17 protein-coding genes are annotated in these 17,806 nt (G+C 70.1%); 5 read left to right on the forward strand and 12 right to left on the reverse strand.

All coding sequences use genetic code 11. The features are described from left to right. Positions 1–99: 99 nt before the first annotated feature. Entirely contained in the window at positions 100–972 is an 873-nt protein-coding gene (locus tag GF068_RS19555) for a PAS domain S-box protein (protein WP_153820924.1), read from the forward strand. On the opposite strand, the gene GF068_RS19560 is transcribed toward GF068_RS19555, so the two are convergent. From GF068_RS19560 to GF068_RS45195, 5 genes are all read right to left on the reverse strand, one after another. Then, the gene (locus tag GF068_RS19560) at positions 938–1,774 is read right to left on the reverse strand and encodes a DUF3226 domain-containing protein (protein WP_153820925.1); all 837 of its coding nucleotides are present in this window, start codon (positions 1,772–1,774) and stop codon (positions 938–940) included. The genes GF068_RS19555 and GF068_RS19560 overlap by 35 nt on opposite strands. Continuing rightward, positions 1,771–2,844, reverse strand: coding sequence for an AAA family ATPase (locus GF068_RS19565; protein WP_170319574.1), 1,074 nt, complete (start codon positions 2,842–2,844; stop codon positions 1,771–1,773). Before GF068_RS19565 ends, GF068_RS19560 begins: the two co-directional genes overlap by 4 nt. Before the next feature lie 99 nt (positions 2,845–2,943). Further along, positions 2,944–3,501 (reverse strand): RNA polymerase sigma factor, encoded by a 558-nt coding sequence (locus GF068_RS19570; protein WP_170319575.1) that lies wholly within the window; start codon positions 3,499–3,501, stop codon positions 2,944–2,946. A gap of 197 nt (positions 3,502–3,698) precedes the next feature. After that, positions 3,699–4,478 (reverse strand): ribosome biogenesis GTP-binding protein YihA/YsxC, encoded by a 780-nt coding sequence (gene yihA, locus GF068_RS45190; RefSeq protein WP_338046470.1) that lies wholly within the window; start codon positions 4,476–4,478, stop codon positions 3,699–3,701. Beyond that, complete coding sequence (locus tag GF068_RS45195; RefSeq protein WP_240807041.1) at positions 4,475–4,810, reverse strand: gamma-butyrobetaine hydroxylase family protein; 336 nt, start codon at positions 4,808–4,810, stop codon at positions 4,475–4,477. The genes yihA and GF068_RS45195 overlap by 4 nt, the downstream gene beginning before the upstream one ends. A gap of 92 nt (positions 4,811–4,902) precedes the next feature. Here GF068_RS45195 and GF068_RS19580 point away from each other — a divergent pair, with 92 nt between their 5' ends. Then, positions 4,903–6,051, forward strand: a complete 1,149-nt coding sequence (locus GF068_RS19580; RefSeq protein ID WP_153820928.1) for a metallophosphoesterase — start codon at positions 4,903–4,905, stop codon at positions 6,049–6,051. Here GF068_RS19580 and GF068_RS19585 read toward each other — a convergent pair. The 3 genes from GF068_RS19585 to GF068_RS19595 are packed head-to-tail and all read right to left on the reverse strand — an operon-like array spanning position 6,017 to position 9,986. Further along, positions 6,017–6,985, reverse strand: a complete 969-nt coding sequence (locus GF068_RS19585; RefSeq protein ID WP_338046471.1) for a Gfo/Idh/MocA family protein — start codon at positions 6,983–6,985, stop codon at positions 6,017–6,019. The two genes, GF068_RS19580 and GF068_RS19585, sit on opposite strands and share 35 nt — an antisense overlap. 60 nt (positions 6,986–7,045) lie before the next feature. Further along, complete coding sequence (locus GF068_RS19590) at positions 7,046–7,993, reverse strand: acetyl-CoA carboxylase carboxyltransferase subunit alpha (RefSeq protein ID WP_153820930.1); 948 nt, start codon at positions 7,991–7,993, stop codon at positions 7,046–7,048. A gap of 13 nt (positions 7,994–8,006) precedes the next feature. Next, positions 8,007–9,986, reverse strand: coding sequence for an adenylate/guanylate cyclase domain-containing protein (locus tag GF068_RS19595; protein ID WP_153820931.1), 1,980 nt, complete (start codon positions 9,984–9,986; stop codon positions 8,007–8,009). A gap of 177 nt (positions 9,987–10,163) precedes the next feature. Between GF068_RS19595 and glpK the strand changes: the two genes are divergently transcribed. Both glpK and GF068_RS19605 read left to right on the forward strand, forming a co-directional pair. Next, complete coding sequence (gene glpK / locus GF068_RS19600; RefSeq protein ID WP_153820932.1) at positions 10,164–11,675, forward strand: glycerol kinase GlpK; 1,512 nt, start codon at positions 10,164–10,166, stop codon at positions 11,673–11,675. Between the two features lie 370 nt (positions 11,676–12,045). Then, a complete protein-coding gene (locus tag GF068_RS19605; protein ID WP_153820933.1) occupies positions 12,046–12,846 on the forward strand; it encodes a UPF0158 family protein in 801 nt (266 codons plus the stop codon). A gap of 9 nt (positions 12,847–12,855) precedes the next feature. Here GF068_RS19605 and GF068_RS19610 read toward each other — a convergent pair whose 3' ends face one another. Then, complete coding sequence (locus tag GF068_RS19610) at positions 12,856–13,548, reverse strand: hypothetical protein (RefSeq protein WP_240807042.1); 693 nt, start codon at positions 13,546–13,548, stop codon at positions 12,856–12,858. A 65-nt stretch (positions 13,549–13,613) separates the two neighbouring features. On the opposite strand from GF068_RS19610, the gene GF068_RS19615 reads away from it, so the two are divergent. Next, positions 13,614–14,663 carry a BMP family lipoprotein gene (locus tag GF068_RS19615; RefSeq protein ID WP_153820934.1) on the forward strand — a complete coding sequence of 350 codons (1,050 nt, stop codon included), beginning with the start codon at positions 13,614–13,616 and terminating at the stop codon, positions 14,661–14,663. A gap of 13 nt (positions 14,664–14,676) precedes the next feature. Here the strand turns inward: GF068_RS19615 and GF068_RS19620 are convergent, their stop codons facing one another. From GF068_RS19620 to folP, 3 genes are read right to left on the reverse strand one after another with little or no spacing between them, the layout of a single operon-like run. Beyond that, on the reverse strand, positions 14,677–15,621 hold the full coding sequence (locus GF068_RS19620) for a CdaR family protein (RefSeq protein WP_153820935.1): 945 nt from the start codon (positions 15,619–15,621) through the stop codon (positions 14,677–14,679). Continuing rightward, positions 15,618–16,910 carry a diadenylate cyclase CdaA gene (gene cdaA / locus GF068_RS19625; RefSeq protein ID WP_240807043.1) on the reverse strand — a complete coding sequence of 431 codons (1,293 nt, stop codon included), beginning with the start codon at positions 16,908–16,910 and terminating at the stop codon, positions 15,618–15,620. Before cdaA ends, GF068_RS19620 begins: the two co-directional genes overlap by 4 nt. Positions 16,911–16,913: 3 nt before the next feature. Next, positions 16,914–17,789, reverse strand: a complete 876-nt coding sequence (folP, locus tag GF068_RS19630) for a dihydropteroate synthase (RefSeq protein ID WP_240807044.1) — start codon at positions 17,787–17,789, stop codon at positions 16,914–16,916. Positions 17,790–17,806: the final 17 nt, after the last annotated feature.

Here is a 17,806-nt window from a genome sequence, read left to right on the forward strand (position 1 = left end):
GTCGCTCCACTCGATCAAGCGAGGAAGCCACAGGATCTGGGCGAATTTTCTGAGCCCGCCGCCCGCCGCGACGAACGAGCGGACGTGTCACGCTAGGAGATGCCTGGGAAGCCCGACGTCGCACTTCTGGTCGAGGACACGGCCGGCGAGCTGCAAAGGCTCCACGAGGAGAACCGGCGCCTGCGCGAGGCCGAGCGTCGCCTCTCGATGCTGGTGGAGCTGACGAACGACTGGATCTGGGAGGTCGACGCGAAGGCGGTCTACACCTTCGTGAGCCCACGCATCCGCGATTTCCTGGGCTACGAGCCAGAAGAAGCGCTGGGAAAGACGCCCTTCGACTTCATGCCGCCGGAGGAAGCCACGCGCGTCGCGGCCGCCTTCGTGCCGATCGTGGAGGCACGCGCGCCGTTCAGGGACCTCGAGAACGTGAACGTGCACAAGGACGGTCGGCGGGTGGTGCTGGAGACGAGCGGGGTGCCCCTGTTCGACGAAGAGGGCAGGTTCTCGGGGTTCCGCGGGGTGGACCGAGACATCACGAAGCGAAAGCAAGCCGAGGCGGAGCGAGCGCGGATGCAGGAGGAGATCATCCACGCGCAGGAGAGGATGCTCGCGGAGCTGGAGTCGCCGCTGTTGCCGGTCGCGGAGGGCGTGCTCGTGATGCCGCTCATCGGCTCGGTGGACAAGCGGCGCGCCGGGCGCATCGTGGACGCGCTGCTCGCGGGTGTGTCGGCGCGCGCCGCGACGTTCGCGATCATCGACCTGACAGGCCTGCGCGCCGCAGACCACGCAGTGGTGGAGCTGCTCTGCGAAGCGGCGCGCGGGGCGCGGCTGCTCGGCGCAGAGGTGCTGCTGACAGGGGTGCGGCCCGAGGTGGCCCGCACGATGGTGGAGCTCGACGTGAACGGGGTGCGCACGCAGAGCACGCTGGCGCAGGGGATCAGGTTCGCGCTGGGGGCGCGGAGGCGAGGGTGAGGGACGACGCCCCCGGGATGCCGAGGAGCTCGTAGAGAAACACGCGCACGGCCTTGATGCGCGGGAGCTCGCACGACGCGCCTTCGAGCCAGCGGTTGTCCTGGATGGAGACCTGGACGGCTTTGCCAGGACGAAGGACGCCTGCGATGCACGCGACGGTCGCCTTGTTGCGCCCGGCCGGCTTCGTGAAGTCTGCCATGTCGTCGCGGTTGAAGGCTGCATCCTTCGGATTCACGCCTGCCACGAGAGCGTGGGCTGCGACGAGGAGCGAGGGGTAGCTGGTCGCCGCACCCTCGAGGAGCAGGTCCTCGAGGGTGCCTGGTTGATGGTTGTCAGGCAGCACGAACACACCGGTTCGTGGGGGGCCGGGCGTGATCTCGCCGGGCTCGTCGGGGAGCGCGACGGGGGCATCCTTCGAGGCCGCGAGCTTCGCCTTCAGCTCCGCGAAGCGATCGCGGGGCGTAGCCTTCTGGTCGGCGTCGAGGACGACACCGATGGACGCAGGAGATGGGCGCAGCTCGGTGAGCGACTCTTCGATGGTCTGCGCGATACGCGACTCGCCGGTGGCCGCGTGGATGGCGAGCGAGACCTCGGTGTTCTGGAAGAAGAAGGGAACCGAAACGCGCCGGAGCAGATCGAGATCGGGCGGCGGCGGGAAGCTCGTGGGGATGAGCCGCCTCCAGTAGGGATCAACTTCCGGTTGCTTCTGGACGCGCTTCAGGCCGAGAGGCTTGAGGAGCCGCGCGACGAGCTCGACGTCGTGCGGGCCCTCGACGACGATGTACGCGTACCGGACGCTCATCGCACGTCGAGCCCTCGCTCGTAGCGGATGCGCTTGAGCAGGTCCTCGCCGTAACGGCGGGCCGTCGTCTGATCGCCGTCACGTTCCAATCGGTAGGCGACGATGTCTTCTTCGGGCGTCGGGTCGACCGCGAGGATCGCGTCGAGCGCTTCGAGGCTGTGGGTCGTGGCGAAGACCTGCACGTCGTGCTCGGCGCAGGCGTCGAGGAGCCAGCGGAAGACGTGCTGGAGCACGGAGACGTGGATGGCGGTCTCGAGCTCGTCGATGAGCAGGATGCCGCCCGCGATGCTCGGTATCGTCAGAGCGAAATGCAGAGCGCGACGAACGCCATCGCCGTAGGAGCTGAGGGGCAAGAGGCCAGCGCGCTCGTCGCGCAGGTAAACCATCGCATAGGGTTCACTCGCCCACGGGGGTACGAGGAGCTCCGCGCCGACAATCGCAGGCTCGATCTTCCGCAGCAGATCGATCGTCGCATCCCAGTGTCCACCGAGCTTCGCCTCCGAGATGTCACGGACACCGCTCGGCTGGATCGAAGCGTTGATGGCGCGAACCGGCACCTGGGGCTCGACCGGCTGCGGTGAAAATTCCCAAGCCTCCCTTTCCCAGAACGTGAACGACCCTCGCGCCTCGTCTGCGGAGAACAGGTCGAGCTGGCGGGTCTTGGCGACGACATCGATGCGCGCACCACGGCGCTCGACGGCAGGTCCAGGAACGGCCGCGCGAACGTCCTGGTATTGCGCTACGACCTCACGCACGGGCGCGCGACCCACACCAGCGACGCGGAGAGTGCCCTCGTAGGGCTTCGTGAACACGACATCGCTGGTATGGGGAAACAGCCAGCGAAGCAGCTCGCCGGCCGGCAAACCAGCAAAGACATCCCGCCATGCCGCAATCGCAATCCACTTCCGCGGATCCAGCGGCGCGCAGAAGACGGACAGCGCCTCCAGCACACTCGTCTTCCCCGAGTTGTTCCGGCCGACGAGCAGGTTGAACCGGCCGAGGTCCCGCAACTCCAGGTCACGGATCCCCCGGAACCGCTCCACCGTGAAGCTCTCGAGAGGCAGTCTCATGGGCACGACCGGGGACATGTCCCGAAGGCGGCAAGCTCTATACCATCGACGCGAACAGCGAAGGGGGCTCGACCCGATTTTCCACCCAAACCCGCCCTTTCACTCGTCCTCGGATCCGCCCACCCCGCGCATCTCGAGCGGCCCTTCGAGGGCCACGCGCAAGGCCGAGAGGGCGCGCGCCGCGCGGGACTTCACGGTGCCGAGCGGCACGCCGTCGCGCTCGGCGATCTCCGGATAACTGAGCCCCTCGAAGAAGGCCGTCTCCAGCGTCGCGCGTTGCGCCGCAGGCAGACCAACGAGCGCCGCCCGAACCGCGCGGCGCTCGAGGTCGAGGACCGAGGTCGACTCGGGATCCACGACGGGCTCGGCAGGCTCGTGCCGGAGCTCCTCCTCCGTGATCTGCGCCCTGCGGGTGCGCCGCCGCGCCCGATCGAGGGCCAGGTTGCGCACCGTCGTGACGAGCCACGCGACGACCGTGCCTCGCTCGGCGCGGTACTGATCGGCGCGCTCGACGATGGCGACGAACGCGTCGTGCACCACGTCCTCGGCCTCGAGCGCGTCGCGCACGATCTTGAGCGCGAGCCCGTACGCGACGCTCGCGTGACGATCGTAGATCTCCGCGATGGCGTCGTCGTCGCCGTCGCAGATGCGGCGCATGGCGCGCGCGTCCAGCGCGTCCCGCTCTGCCCGGCTCTGGCGCCCACCCGCCGTCATCGCCACCTAACGAAAGGTGTACACCGGCCGAACGTCAACCGATTTACGGTGCGCATCGGCGTACGCTCCCCCGCGGCTGAGCACGCTTCGCAAGCGCGGGCACGCCCCACACGCGGAGATCAACACGCACACCCACGCCGTCAGGAAGGCTCGGGCTCGACGTCCTTCGCCTCGGGCGCGGCTTCGGGCGCGGCCTCGGGCGCGGCCTCGGGCGCGCCGAGCGTGACCTTGCGGAGCAGCGCCCAGAGCTCGGCGCGGCCCTCGGCCGTGACCGACGAGAAGCCGAGCACCTTGCGCCCCGTGCGCTTGGCCATCGCCGCCGTGGCGCTGCGGCTCGCCGAGCGCCCGATCTTGTCGATCTTCGTGGCGACGATGACGACCTCCACGGGCCTGCGCTGGACGTCGCGCGCCTCCTCCACGAACTGGATGAGCTCGAGGTCGTCCTCCTCGAGGCCACGCCGCGCGTCGACCAGGATCACGAGGGCCGCGAGGGTGACGCGGCTGCGCAGGTAGCCCTCGATGAGGTCGCCCCACGCCGTCCGTTCGGCCTTCGAGCGCCTCGCGTAGCCGTAGCCGGGAAGGTCGATGAGGTGGAAGGTCGCGCCGTCCCGCGCGCGCGCCTCGAAGAGGTTGATCTGGCGCGTGACGCCGGGCGTGGCCCCCGTGCGCACGAGGCCCTTGCGCTCGACGAGCGTGTTGATGAGGCTCGACTTGCCCACGTTCGATCGACCCGCGAAGGCGATCTCGGCCATGGTCGGCGCAGGGAGCGAGGAGCCCGGCGCCGCCGCGGCGAGGAAGTCCGCGTGGACGATCTGCCTGGGATCGAGCGACTTCTTCTTCTTGGCCTCGGCGGGCGCGCCCTTGGGCTTCGGGGCCGCCGCGCTTTTTTTCTTCTTCGCCGTCTTGGATTGGTCGTTCACGGCGTCGATCCCGGGTTGAACGTCGGCTTGCACGCGTCGCACTGGCAAAGCGAGCGGAGGTAACGGAAGGAGTAGATCCCCGTGTCGTGCTGGTCGCCCCAGGTGAACTGCAGGGCGTAGTTGCCGACCTGCTGGATGTCGCGAAGGGAGAGGTCGCCGCCCGGCACGAAGTGGATGGTGCCGCCGTGGCCCTGGCAGACCGCGCACGGGCAGTAGCCGCGAAGGGTCTCGTGCGGAAGCACGCTCTTGTGCCCGTCGGCCCACTGGATCTCCATGGTCCGCGCGCCGTGCGGGGCCTTGACCATCGTGGGCTCGATCCTCGGATCGCTCATCGTGCTCGCTTCCTGTGCTCTGGGGACTCGCGCGCTAGCATGAAGCTTCGGGCGGCGTAAAGCAGCCACTTTCGCTGCGATGTCGGAGGGTGATGCGAAGGTTCTGGACCGTCCTGTTTGCCGTGACCGCCGCGCTGCACGTGACGTTCGCCGTCGCAGCACACGCGCTCCTCACGCGGGCCGGCGCGCCGTCGCCGTGGCTCTTCGCGCTCGTGCTCTCCGCGCTGCTCGCCTACACGTTCCGCGGACGGATGCTCCTCGCTTCGGCCGATCGCCCGGTGCCCCGCCTGCGCCGCCTGCTCGTCGAGGAGCCGTACTACGTGCACTGGTGCGCCCTCGTCGCGGCGCTGCCGATCTGGGTCGCAGGGCTCGCCCTGTCGATGATCGCGGCCTTCGTGGTCCCCGCGGCGCTCGTGCCCACGTCGGGCACGCTCGCGATCGCGGCGTACGGGCTCGGGCTCGCGCTCGCCGGCTGGGGCGTGTTCGTGCGGCGGCGCTGGGTCCGCGTGCGGACGATCGACGTGCCCATCCGCGGCCTGCCGCCCGCCTTCGAGGGCTACCGCATCGCCCACCTGTCGGACCTGCACATCGGCGCGCTCTGCCCGCGCGAGCACGCAGAGCGCTGGGCCGACACCGTCCGCGCGCTCGACGTCGACCTCGTGGCGCTGACGGGCGATTACGTGACGAGCGGCGACGCGTTCCACGGCGAGGTCGCCGCGCTCGCGAGCTCGCTGCCGAGCCGCGACGGGGTGATCGCCGTGATGGGCAACCACGACTACTTCGGCGACGGCGAGGCGCTCGTGGTGAAGCTGCGCGAGGCCGGCATCGTGGTCCTGCGCAACGAGCGCACGTCGATCGAGCGCAGCGGCGCAGCGCTCGTGATCGCGGGCGTGGACGACACGTGGTCGCGCCGCGCCGACGTGCGCCGCGCGGTCGACGGACACGAGAGCGGCGCGCCGCTCGTCGTCCTGGCCCACGATCCGCAGCTCTTCCCGGATCTGTCGGCGCGGGGCGCGTCGCTCGTGCTCTCGGGGCACACGCACTGGGGTCAGGTCGCCGTGCCGTTTTTCTCGACGCGCTGGAACCTCTCGGCCCGCGTCTACCGCTACCACGCCGACCTCTACCGCGAGGGCGACGCGTGGTTGTACGTGAACCCCGGGCTCGGCACGACGGGGCCGCCGGTGCGGCTCGGCGCGGCGCCGGAGATCACGATCCTTCGGCTCGGAGCGAAGTCGGCCTGATCCCGCCGCCGTCGACGAGCACCCGCTCGGCCTTCTCGAGCACCCGCACGACGACCGCGCCCTCCTCGAACGGCGTACGCGGGACGCGGCGCTCCTCCACGCAACGAAGGAAATGATCGATCTCGACGGCCATCGGCTCACGCCAGGGGACGCGGATCTCCTCGGTCGGGCCCTCGAAGGAACCATCCGGGCGCCGCGACAAGAAGACCCGATCCGGCGCGCGCACGTCGTCGAGCATCACCACCGCGGACGAACCCACCACCACGATCCTTCGCTCCTTCGTCGCATGCACGCGCGAGAGCTCGATCCGCGCCGCGAGGCCCGAATACGTGCGCAGCCCGAGAACGACCGGATCGCCGTCGGGCCCGCTCGTCGCCTCGATCGACTCGACCCGGAGCGGCTCGATCGCATGCACGATCGAGAGGTCGTGCGGGCCGAGCGACCAGAGCGCCGGCACCGATCGATCCCCACGAATGGAGAGCCGCGACGCGGCGAGGTGCCGGATCACGCCGAGCGCACCCTCGTGCACCATCGCGACGAGCCGCTCGACCGCCGGGTGATACCGCAAGAGGTGCCCCACCATCACGACGCGCCCGAGCGCCGCCGCGCGCGTCACACAAGCCTCCGCGTCCGCCGCCGAGAGCGCGAGCGGCTTCTCGACGAAGACGTCGAGCCCCGCGTCGAGCGCCGCCAGCACGAGCGAGGCATGCGAGCGCGGCGGCGTGGCGATCACCACGGCGCGCGCGCCGAGCGCGGCGGCCTCCTCCAGGCTCTCGACGATCGCAGCCGTCTTCGCCTTCACGCGCGCCACCTCGCGCCGCGCGGGGCTCGTCTCGGCGACCGCGACGAGCTCGGCCCGCGGGCTCTCGCAGAGGACACGCAGGAGGTTTTCGCCCCACGCGCCGCAGCCGACGAGGGCGACGGGTACGGTCACGGCCGCTCCCAAGCGAAACGCATCCGCCGCGTATAGCGCCCTCCCGCCGCGCGGGAAAGGTCAGGCGAGGAAAGACCCGAGCGCGCGGAAGCGCTGATACCGATCGTCGACGAGCTCGTCCCCCGTGAGCCCGTCGAGCGAGGTGAGCGTCTGCCAGAGCGCGACGTCGAGCATACGCGCGGCCTCGTCGTGGTCCTGATGCGCGCCGCCCGTCGGCTCCTCCACGACGGCGTCGACCACGCCGAGCTGCAGGAGCTCGGGCGCGGTGATCTTGAGCTGCGCCGCCGCTTCGTCCGCGCGCGCGCCGTCGTTCCAGAGGATCGCCGCGCAGCCCTCGGGCGAGATGACCGAGTAACAACCAAACTCGAGCACGAGCACGCGGTTGGCCACGCCGAGCGCGAGCGCGCCGCCCGATCCACCCTCGCCGATGATCGTCGCGACGATCGGCACGCGCGCCCTCGCCATGGCCGCGAGCGCCGCGCCGATGGCCTCGCTCTGCCCGCGCTCCTCGGCGCCGATGCCGGGATACGCGCCGGGCGTGTCGATGAACGTGAGCACGGGCAGGCCAAACTTGTCGGCGAGCTCGTACATGCGGATCGCCTTCCGGTAGCCCTCGGGGTGGGGCATGCCGAAGTTGCGCTTCACGTTCTCCTTGGTGCCGCGCCCCTTCTGGTGGCCGACCACGACGACGCTGCGGCCGTGAAACGACGCGAGCCCCGCGACGATCGACGGATCCTCGGCGAAGCGACGATCCCCTTTGAGCTCGACCCAGCCGGTGAAGAGGCGCTTGACGTAGTCGAGCGTGTAGGGCCGGTTCGCGTGGCGCGAGAGCTGGACCTTCTGGATCGGCGTGAGGTCCGCGAAGATCTCGCGCGCGAGCCGCGACGTCTTCTCTTCGAGGCGCGCGAGCTCAGGTTCGAACCTGCGATCCGACGCAGCGAGCGCCCGCAGCGCCCGCACCTTCTCGACCAGATCGGCGATCGGCTTCTCGAACGGCAGCACGAACATGACGAGCTCGGGTCTACTCCGAGATCGTCGGCTCGGCGATGAGGTTCGCGGGGACCTGCGCCGACGTGGCTGGACGGATCACGTTGAAGACGCGCAGCGGCTTCTCCTTGCCCTTCACCTTCGCCGACGGGAGCTCCTCCGTCTCGAACCGACCCGCGAGCCGGTCGTGCGTCATCTCGCTGACCACGATCTGTCCGGCCAGCGCCACCGAGCAGAGGCGGGCCGAGGTGTTCGCGGTGTCGCCGATGACCGTGTACGAGAGCGCCTTGGAGCTGCCGATGTACCCCGCGACGAGCGGGCCCGTGTGGATGCCGATGCCGATGGCGAGCGGGGCGAGGTCACGCTCGAGGCGCCTCCGGTTGAAATCGCCGAGGACCTCCCCCATCTCCAGCGCGCAGAACACGCTGCGGATCGCGTCGTCGGGGTGGATCACGGGCGCGCCCCAGATGGCCATGATCCCGTCGCCCATGAACTTGTCGAGCGTGCCCTCGTACTTGAAGATCGTGTCCACCATGAGCTCGAAGTACTCGTTGAGCATGTCGACGAGCTCTTCGGGCGGGGTGTTCTCGCTCATCGCGGTGAAGCCGCGGATGTCGCTGTTGAAGACCGTGCACTCCTCGACGCGCTGACCGCCGAGGCGCACCTCGAGCTGGCCGCTCATCACGCGCTCGGCGATGTTCGGCGAGAGCAGCCGCGAGAAGCGCTCCCGGGCGATGATCTCGTTCTCGATCTTCTTCCCGAGGATGTTGATCTCGATGAACATCGAGGCCTGATGGGCCACGGCCACCACGAGCTCGAGGTCCTTCGGCTGGAACTGCGCGAGCGTCTCCGAGTCGAGCCAGAGCACGCCGAGCACGTCCTGCGAGTTGTTCGGCGCGACGAGCGGCACGACGATCGCCGAGCTGATCCGGTTCAGGATCATGCTCTTGCCCTTGGAGGCCGCAAAATCCATCGCCGCGTCGTGCGTGAGGACGGCCGCGCGCTCCTTGACCACGTGGTTCAGGATCGTCGACGAGACGCTGATCGGCGCCGTCGTGCCGTCGCGGCGCTGCGAGGCGCGCGGCGTGAGCTCGCCGTTGTCGTCGCGGAGGAAGATGACGCCGCGATCGGCGCGGATGAACTTGAAGATGCTCGCGAGGATCTTGTCGAGCAGCTTCGAGGTGTCGCGCTCGGAGGCGATCTCGCGCGAGAGCTCGTGCGACAAGCGCAGCCGCTCGTAGTCGGCGCGGAGCTGGTTCAGGTCGCTCGCGAGGCGGTCGAAGGGCAAGAAGCCCTTCTCCACCGCGGCGATCTGCGTGCCGATCTGGCGCGCTTGATCGTTGAGGTCGATCCGCGTGCCCTGCGCGACGTAGGAGTGCGGGCCCGTGACGAACGTGTGCGCGCCCGAGCCCCTCCCCATCATCGTGAGGTTGGGGCTCGCGTTCGGGATGCCGAGCGCCGGGTTCGGCGCAGGCAACCCAGGACCGCCGGGGCGCGAACCCAAATTCGGCGGCTGCGGACCCACGGGCCGCGGCGGCATCGGCGGCGGCGCGAAGGCCCCTTGCGGCGGACGATTCGCGGTCGCCGCGGGCACCGCCGGCAGCACGTGGGCCGACTGTGCAAGCGGAGACGGCGCGACGGGGGCCGGCTGCGGCGTGGCGGCCCAGGCTTGCTGCGGCGCGGGCGCGGGCGCGGGCGGCGGCCCCCCTGCGGTCCCCGCGACGGGCGACGGCGTGTCGTCGAAGCGACCCCGCGTCGATCCGAGGGCGATCTCGTCGCCGTGCTTCAGGGGAGCCTCGCCGCGGACCCGCTCGTTGTTGATGAACGTCCCGTTCAAGCTGCCCAGATCACGCAGGTAAAACTGCGCCCCGCGGAGCTCGATGATGCAGTGCTCCTTGGAGACGATCTTGTCGAGAAGCTGGATCGAGTTGTTGGGGTGGCGCCCCAACGAGTTCACGGGCCGCAGCTCGATGGCCTGCTGCCCTTCGGCGGTCTGCAGGATCAGTCGAGCCATCAGGTGAGCCGTTGCGCTTGCATTCCGACAACCACGGGAGGCCCTGCCCGCACAAAAGGCAGACGGCCGCCGAACCGGTACGCGAAGAAGTGTATTCCTTCTCCAGGGATTAAGCGAGAGGTTCGACGCGCCGATCGTCCCTTCCCCCCCCGCGGCCCCTGGGCTAGGGCCGAAACCATGGCCGCCGACCTTCTGCTCGCGATCGATCAAGGGACGACCGGGACGACCTCCCTCGTGCTCGACACAGAAGGGACCACACGCGGACGCGCGACGCGCGAGTTCCCGCAGCACTTTCCCCGCCCCGGCCTCGTCGAGCACGAGCCCGAGGACATCTGGCAAAGCGTGCTCGAATCGGTGGAGGCCGCGCTCGCCTCGGCCTCGATCAAGGGCGACCGCATCGCCGCCGTCGGCATCACGAACCAGCGCGAGACCACGCTCGTCTGGCAACGCGCGACCGACAAGCCCATCCACCGCGCGATCGTCTGGCAAGACCGGCGCACCGCCGATACGTGCGCGCTCCTGCGCGAGCGCGGCCACGAGCCCGACGTGAAACGGACGACCGGGCTCGTGCTCGATCCGTACTTCGCCGGCACGAAGCTCACCTGGTTGCTCGACAACGTCGACGGCGCCCGCGAGCGCGCCGAGCGCGGCGAGCTCGCCTTCGGCACCATCGACAGCTACCTCGTCTGGCGCCTGTCCGGCGGCGCGATGGGCGGCTCGCCCGTGCACGCGACCGACGTGACGAACGCCTCGCGCACGCTGCTCATGAGCCTCGAGACGCTCGACTGGGACGCCGAGATGCTCGCGCTCTTCCGCGCCCCGCGCTCGGTGCTGCCGAAGATCGTCGACTCGGCCGGGCTCATCGCGAAGACGCATGGATTCCCGCACCTGCCCGACGGCGTGCCGATCACGGGCATCGCCGGCGATCAACAAGCCGCGCTCTTCGGTCAGGCCTGCTTCGACACGGGCGACGCGAAATGCACCTACGGCACGGGCGCCTTCGTCCTCGTCAACATCGGCGAAAAGCCCATCACGAGCCGCTTCGGCTTGCTCACGACCGTAGGCTGGAAGGTGGGGAGCGAGGTCGTCTTCGCCCTCGAAGGCAGCGCCTTCATCGCGGGCGCGGCCGTGCAATGGCTGCGCGACGGGCTCGGCATCATCCGCAGCGCGGCCGAGATCGAGCCGCTCGCCGCGAGCGTGCCCTCGAGCGAAGGCGTGACGTTCGTGCCCGCGCTCTCGGGCCTCGGCGCGCCGTACTGGGATGCGAACGCGCGCGGGATCATCCACGGCATCACGCGCGGCACGACGAAGGCGCACCTCGCGCGCGCCACGCTCGAGGGCATCGCGCTCGAAGTGACGGACCTGCTCCGCGCGATGGGCGACGACCTCGGCAAGCCCCTCGGCCGCATGCGCGTCGACGGCGGCGCCGCGAACAACGACCTGCTCATGCAGTACCAGGCCGACACGGCGGCCCTCACGATCGAGCGCCCCATCGAGCTCGAGTCGACCGCCCGCGGCGCCGCCATGCTCGCGGGCGTGGGCGCCGGCCTCTTCCGCGGCATGCGCGACGCGGCCCGGATGTCCCGGGTCGAGCGGACGTTCGAGGTCGCGATGTCCGCAAACGAGCGCAAAACCCACCTCGACCGCTGGTCCGACGCCGTCGCCCGCGCCCGCTCGTCGCGCGGTTGACGAATTTTCGACGCTTCATTTTCCCCGCCCCGGACAGACCAGCTCCGGCCAGATACGCTCGTCCGTTCGCTTTACGAGCATTTCCGGCGCGAACCTGCTACTTCGCTGTTTTCGGGGACAAGAAGTGGGACGCTTGGCAAGCTGGCGCACCGGGCGCCTGGGACGAACCGGTCACGGCGAAGCCCATCGCACGGAGATGGCCGAGCTTCCGGCCTGGGGAACAGGCACTATGTTGCGAGAGTTCACCCCAAAGCGACCTCACAGAGCGTAAAATTCTATGTCAACGGAGAGCTCCCGTTCTCACTTGGTTCCCCTGCAGAGGCCCGGCCGGCCCGCCACACGTCGGGTCGTGTCGCTCGATGAGGAGGAAATGCCGAAGCCTGAAAATCCTTCCACCTCGGGGGTGGTCTACCGGGACATCCCGATCGATTGGGAGGCGCTGGAGGACGCGTTCGAGAACAACGCGCCCGAGGTCCACTCTTACCTTCACCTCGTGACGGGTGACGTCCTGCGCGTCGTCGACGGAGTCGCGGACCCGCAGATGCACGCGCGCATCGCGGCCGATCCGAACTACCTCCGCATCGACCCGGTGAGCTCCCGCGAGCAATACCGCTGGATGGAGCGCTTCATCCCGATGGTGGAGGACCCGGAGCTGCAGGGAAAGCTGACGCAAGCGATCGACGGAAAAGGCGCCTTCCGACGCTTCAAGGACGTGCTGATGAGCTACGGCCCGGAGCGCGAGCGCTGGTTCTCGTTCCGCAGCGAGCGGCTCCGCATCTTCATGGAAGCGTGGCTGAACGCGCACGCGCTGAACCCGATCGCGCGCCCCGTGTGGGTGCCCGAGCAGCCGCCCTCACGCAGCGAAGGATCAGCCGCCGCGGACACCGCCGCGCCCGTCCCGAGCACGCGCGAGCGTGGTGACGAGCCGCCGCGCGAGCTGCGCCGCGGAAAGAGCGTGGAGACGCTGCGCAAGAACCTGCGCGACATCGCCGACGCCCTCGGCCCGCGCGACCTCGACACGCTCACGGCCTTCGCGGAGTTCCTGAAGGCCCGTCGCGCCGCTCGCTCGTTCGCCCATCATTACGAGGGCAGCCACGCGCACACCGAAGAAGAGCCCGCCCCCGCCTCGCAAGAGATCGTCGGCGGCGAAGCGCGCTCCGCTTCGTCCTGAGCCTCCGATCTAACGAGATCGTACGATCGTGACCGTCACGCGTGAACGCGCGGTCTGGTAGTAACTCGCGATCGCATCGCCGAGCCTCCGCGCCACGACCCACCGACCCAGCGCGACCGAGACCTGCTCGTACGGGCGACCCGTGAAGGGCGTGGTGCCCGTGCGCAAGAGCGCGCGCAGCTCCGGGTCGCTCGGCGCGAGCATCGGCGCGACCATGCGGTCGAGGTAGAGGCTCGCGCGCGCCTGGCGCCGGAGGAGCGCGTCGATCTCGTCCGAGCCGATCCCCTCCGCCCTGGCCGCGGCGATGAGCTTGTCCCGTCCACGCACGCGTTGCTCGAGCACCGCGCGCGCGGACTCGGCGCGGATCGCGATCTCCTTGGCGTCGGGCGCAGGCAGGATGGGCAGGTTCGCGAGCAGCGTCTCGGCGATGTGGCGATCGAGCGCGCCGCGGACGTGGCGATCGGTGAAGGGCGCCGGATCCGGATCCGGATCGGCCATGGCCTCGATACGCGCCTCGAACGCGAGCTCGCGCTCGTAGACGAACTGCGGACGCGTGACGCCGCCCGTCTCGGGCGCATGCCACCGGACGACCACACGATCGAGGAGCGCAGGCTTCGCCTCGGTCTGCGCGCCCGCAGGCGCGGCAGGCGCGAGCGCGGCAAGGACGACGACGAGGAGGACGGCCAGGCGCATCGAGGACATCGAGGAGCGAACCATACCGCGGGCGCGGTGCTCCATCGAGGGCGCCTCTGCGCTAGCCTCGGTTCATGGCCGAAAAGAGCCCCCCTGCCGCGTCGAAGCTGACGGTGGTGACGCTCGTCGTCACGCTCGCGGCGGCCGCGTCGACGCTGCTGCCGGCGCGCGCGGAGGAGCCGCGGCCGGAAGGTCCACACACGAACGTGCGCGTGGGCCTGGTGTTCGACGTCGGAGGGCGCGGGGACAAGAGCTTCAACGACGCGGCGTACGAGGGCCTGTCGCGCGCGTCGCGCGAGCTCGGCGTGACGACGGAGGTGCTCGAGCCGAGCGGCGCGGAGGATCGCGAGGCGGCGATGCGCCTCTTCGCGGCGCGCGGCTTCGACCTCGTCATCGGCGTGGGGTTCATCTTCTCGACGGACGTGAACGTGGTGGCGCGTGATTTCCCGAGCACGCGCTTCGCCTGCATCGACTACGCGCCGCCGATGGAGGGCTCGATCCCGCCGAACGTCGTGGGCCTTCGTTTCCGCGAGGAGGAGGGCTCGTTCCTCGTCGGCGCCGTCGCCGGGCTCGTGTCGAAGACGGGACGCGTGGGGTTCGTGGGCGGCATGGACATCCCGCTCATCCGCAAGTTCGAGGCGGGTTACCGCGCCGGCGTCGAGGAGGTTTGTCCGCGCTGCGAGGTGCAGGTAGGCTTCGCGGGCACGACCCCCGACGCGTTCCGCGATCCGGTGAAGGGCAAGGCGCTTGCGATCAGCCAGATCGCCGCGGGCGCGGACGTCGTCTACCACGCGGCGGGGACGACGGGGCAAGGCGTCTTCGAGGCGGCGCGTGACATGGGCGTGAAGGCGATCGGCGTCGACGCGGACCAGCACGACGAGATGCCCGGCACGGTGCTGACGAGCATGATCAAGCGCGGCGACGTCGCCGTGTTCGACGCGATCGAGGACGTCGCCGAGGGCCGCTTCCAGGGCGGGCTGCGCACGTTCGGGCTCGCGGAGGACGCCGTGGGGTACGTCGACGAAGGGCCCCACGCCGCGGGCATCCCCGAGGAGACGAAGAAGAAGGTGGAGGCGCTCGCCGAGCGCGTGATCCGCGGCGAGATCAAGGTCCCCGAGCGCTAGGTCAGCGCTCGCGTCACCACTTCACGAGCACCTTCGGCGGATCGACCACGACCTTCACGTGCGGCACCTCGAGGAGCACGTCGAGGTACGCGCTGCCCGGCTTGCTCACGTCCGCGCCGGAGGCCTTCGGCTCCACGCGCGGCACGAGCGACTCGGGCGAGACCGCGTTCACGTCGTCGTTCGAACCGACGAGCCGCACCTTCACCGTGGGCGGCATGGTCGTCGCGCGCGGCAACCCCACGACCTCGACGCGCAGGTTCGCGAACTCCTTCTTCGCGAGCTCACGCGCGATCTCGACCGTCGCGATCACGCTCTCGACGTCGTAGATCACGAGCTTCGGCGGCTTGTCGAGCGGCAAGGGTCGGCGGTAGACACCCTCGGTCAAGCCCGTCACGTCGAACGGCGCCGCGCGCGCGTACTGCATGACGTCCACGATCGAGCGGGGACCACGCGCCTGCACGACCTTCGGCTCGGAGCCGATCACGCCCTTCACCGCGAAGGAGGGCGCAGGCTCGCCCGTGCGCGCGATCTGTACGGGGATCTCGCGCTCGACGACGTCGTCCCAGCGCAGCTCGATCGAGGGCGGCTGGACCTCCTCGATGGCCACGCCCGTGGGGACACGGAACATGCTCGGCTTGAGGTCGACGTTCGTCTCGCGCCCGCTGCGCAGGTTGAGCTGGAGCGTGCCGAGGTCGTCGCTGCGCAGGTCGTCGAGCTGCGTGCGCGAGCCGCGCAGCGTGACCTTCACCTCGTTGGGGATCTGGGTCATGAGCTGCCGGTTCGCGCTCTCCGGCGGCATGATCGACACGACGCTGACGGAGAACGTGCGCTGCGCGTTCTCGGCGCCGTGGATGAACGCGTAGATCCCGAGCGCGCAGAGGAGCGACAGGATCTTCAGCCCGATGTTGTCGAGCAGCGCCGCGCGGATGTTCTCGCGGATCCCGTCCTTGGCCGTCATGAGTCGTCACCGTGCGTGGGGCTGCCGGCGCCTTCACCCGCGCGAGGCGCAGGCTGCGTGCCCGGAGGCGCGCTCGAAGGTGGACCGGGAGGTGTACTCGGAGGCGTCTCCTGCGGCGCCACGGGCACCACGGCAGGCGGCGGCATCGTGGCCGAGGTCGACGTGGTGGACGACGTCGTCGCCGCCTCCGCGGCCGGCGGCGGCGGAGGCACGGAGGACGCGGGCACGAACGTGCTCGGGCGCAAGGTCGGCGCGGCGACCGAGGCCGGCGGCATCTCCGTGGTCGAGGCCGGTCGCATCGGCGTCGCGCTCTGCGGCATGCGCGACGTGGGCGTGCCCGGGACGCCGGGCATCGGCGTCGCGGTGACGGAGACGGGCGTCGGGATCGACGGACGCACGGTCGGAGCGGGCGGCGGGACCGCGGGCGTGCGCGAGGGCTGCGGCGGGCTCGGGGCCGGCGGGGCCGGCGGTTTGCGCGCGGCGGCCGCCTTCTGCTTCTTGCGCGACGAGCGGCCGAAGAGGCCGAGGAGCGCGTGCCGGAGCGACTGGCCGTCGAGGTTCGAGACGATGTTGCCGCTGAAGCAGAAGCTGATCGTGCCGCGCTCCTCGCTGACCACGACGACGACCGCGTCGGTCTCCTCCGTGATGCCGAGCGCGGCGCGGTGGCGCGAGCCGAGGCTCGCGTCGAGCACCTTCGTCTCGGGCATCGGGAAGAACACGCCCGCGCGCGCGATCTTGAGGTCGCGGATCAGGACGGCGCCGTCGTGCAGCTTGTTCACCGACTCGGGGACGAAGAGGCTCACGAGCAGCTCCCGCGTCACCACCGAGTCGAGCGCGACGCCGTCGCTCTTGCAGAACTCGAGCACGTTCGCGTCCTGCTCGAAGGCGATGATCGCGCCCATGCGATGGCGCGCGAGCTCCGTCGCCGCGGCCACGACCTCGTCGATCACGCGCGACTGCTGCTCGCGACCGCCGGCGAGCCACGCCTTCGAACCCATGCGGATCAGCGCGCGGCGGATGTCGTTCTGGAAGACGACGACGACGATCAGGATGATCGACGAGAGCAGCCACGAGAGCAGGTGCAGGAGCGTGACGAGCTCGAACGTCTTCGCCGCGAGGTAGAGCAGAAAGACGATGCCGAGGCCGAGGCCCATCTGCATCGCGCGCGTGCCGCGCAAGACGAGCAGCGCGCGGTAGATGACGTACGCGACGATGAAGATGTCGAGCAGGTCCCGCAGGATCTGCAGGAGCGGGCGGGCCGCGAAGAGGCGAAGCAGGCCGTCGAGCATGGCTCAGGCTTCCCCTCCTCGGCCCGCGTCGATCGCCGCCGCGACCGCGAGCGCTTGCACCACCACCGCGACGTCGTGCACCCGCACGATGGCCGCGCCGCGCGCCACGCACGCGAGCACCGCGGCGATCGTCCCGCCGAGCCGCTCCCCCGGCGGCGCGAGCGCCTTCGCGTCCGGCGTCGTCGCCGCGCGCGCGACGAACGATTTCCGGCTCGGCCCCACGAGCACCGGGAAGCCGAGCGCCACGAGCTCGGAGAGCCGCGCGCAGAGCTCGATCGAGTGCTTCGTGTTCTTCGCGAACCCGAGCCCGGGATCGAGCACGAGGTCCTCGCGCGGCAGGCCCGCCGCGATCGCTCGTTCGGCCGCCGCGGTCCACTCGCGCGACACGTCCGCGACCACGTCGCCGTACGCGTCGTCGTCGTAGATCGAGAAGCCGCGCATGTCGGTCATCGATCCGCGGCAATGCATCAGGACGAGGGAAGCGCCGAAGCTCGCGCAGAGCGCGCCGAGCTCGGCCGCTGGCTCGAGGGAGACCGTGTTCACGATGCGCGCGCCCTCGCCGAGGGCCCACGCGGCGACGTCGGGCGACGTCGTGTCGATCGAGACCACCACGCCGAGCGCCGCGCTCTCGCGGACGAGCCCGCCGATGCGCCGGATCTGCTCGGCCGCGTCGACCGGCTCCGCGCCCGGCCGCGTCGACTCGGCGCCGATGTCGAGGATGTGCGCTCCTTCGATCACGAGCCCCCGCACATGCCTAGCGGCTGCCGCATCATCCAGGAATCGTCCCCCATCCGAGAATGAGTCCGGGGTCCGATTACAAACCCCCATGACGAGCGCGCCCCGTCGGCTCGAAAGAAGCGCGCGGAGCGGGGACGACATTGTGTGTGCGTAGCAAG

Origin of the sequence: Polyangium spumosum (assembly GCF_009649845.1) — a bacterium.
Taxonomy (GTDB): Bacteria; Myxococcota_A; Polyangia; order Polyangiales; family Polyangiaceae; genus Polyangium; species Polyangium spumosum.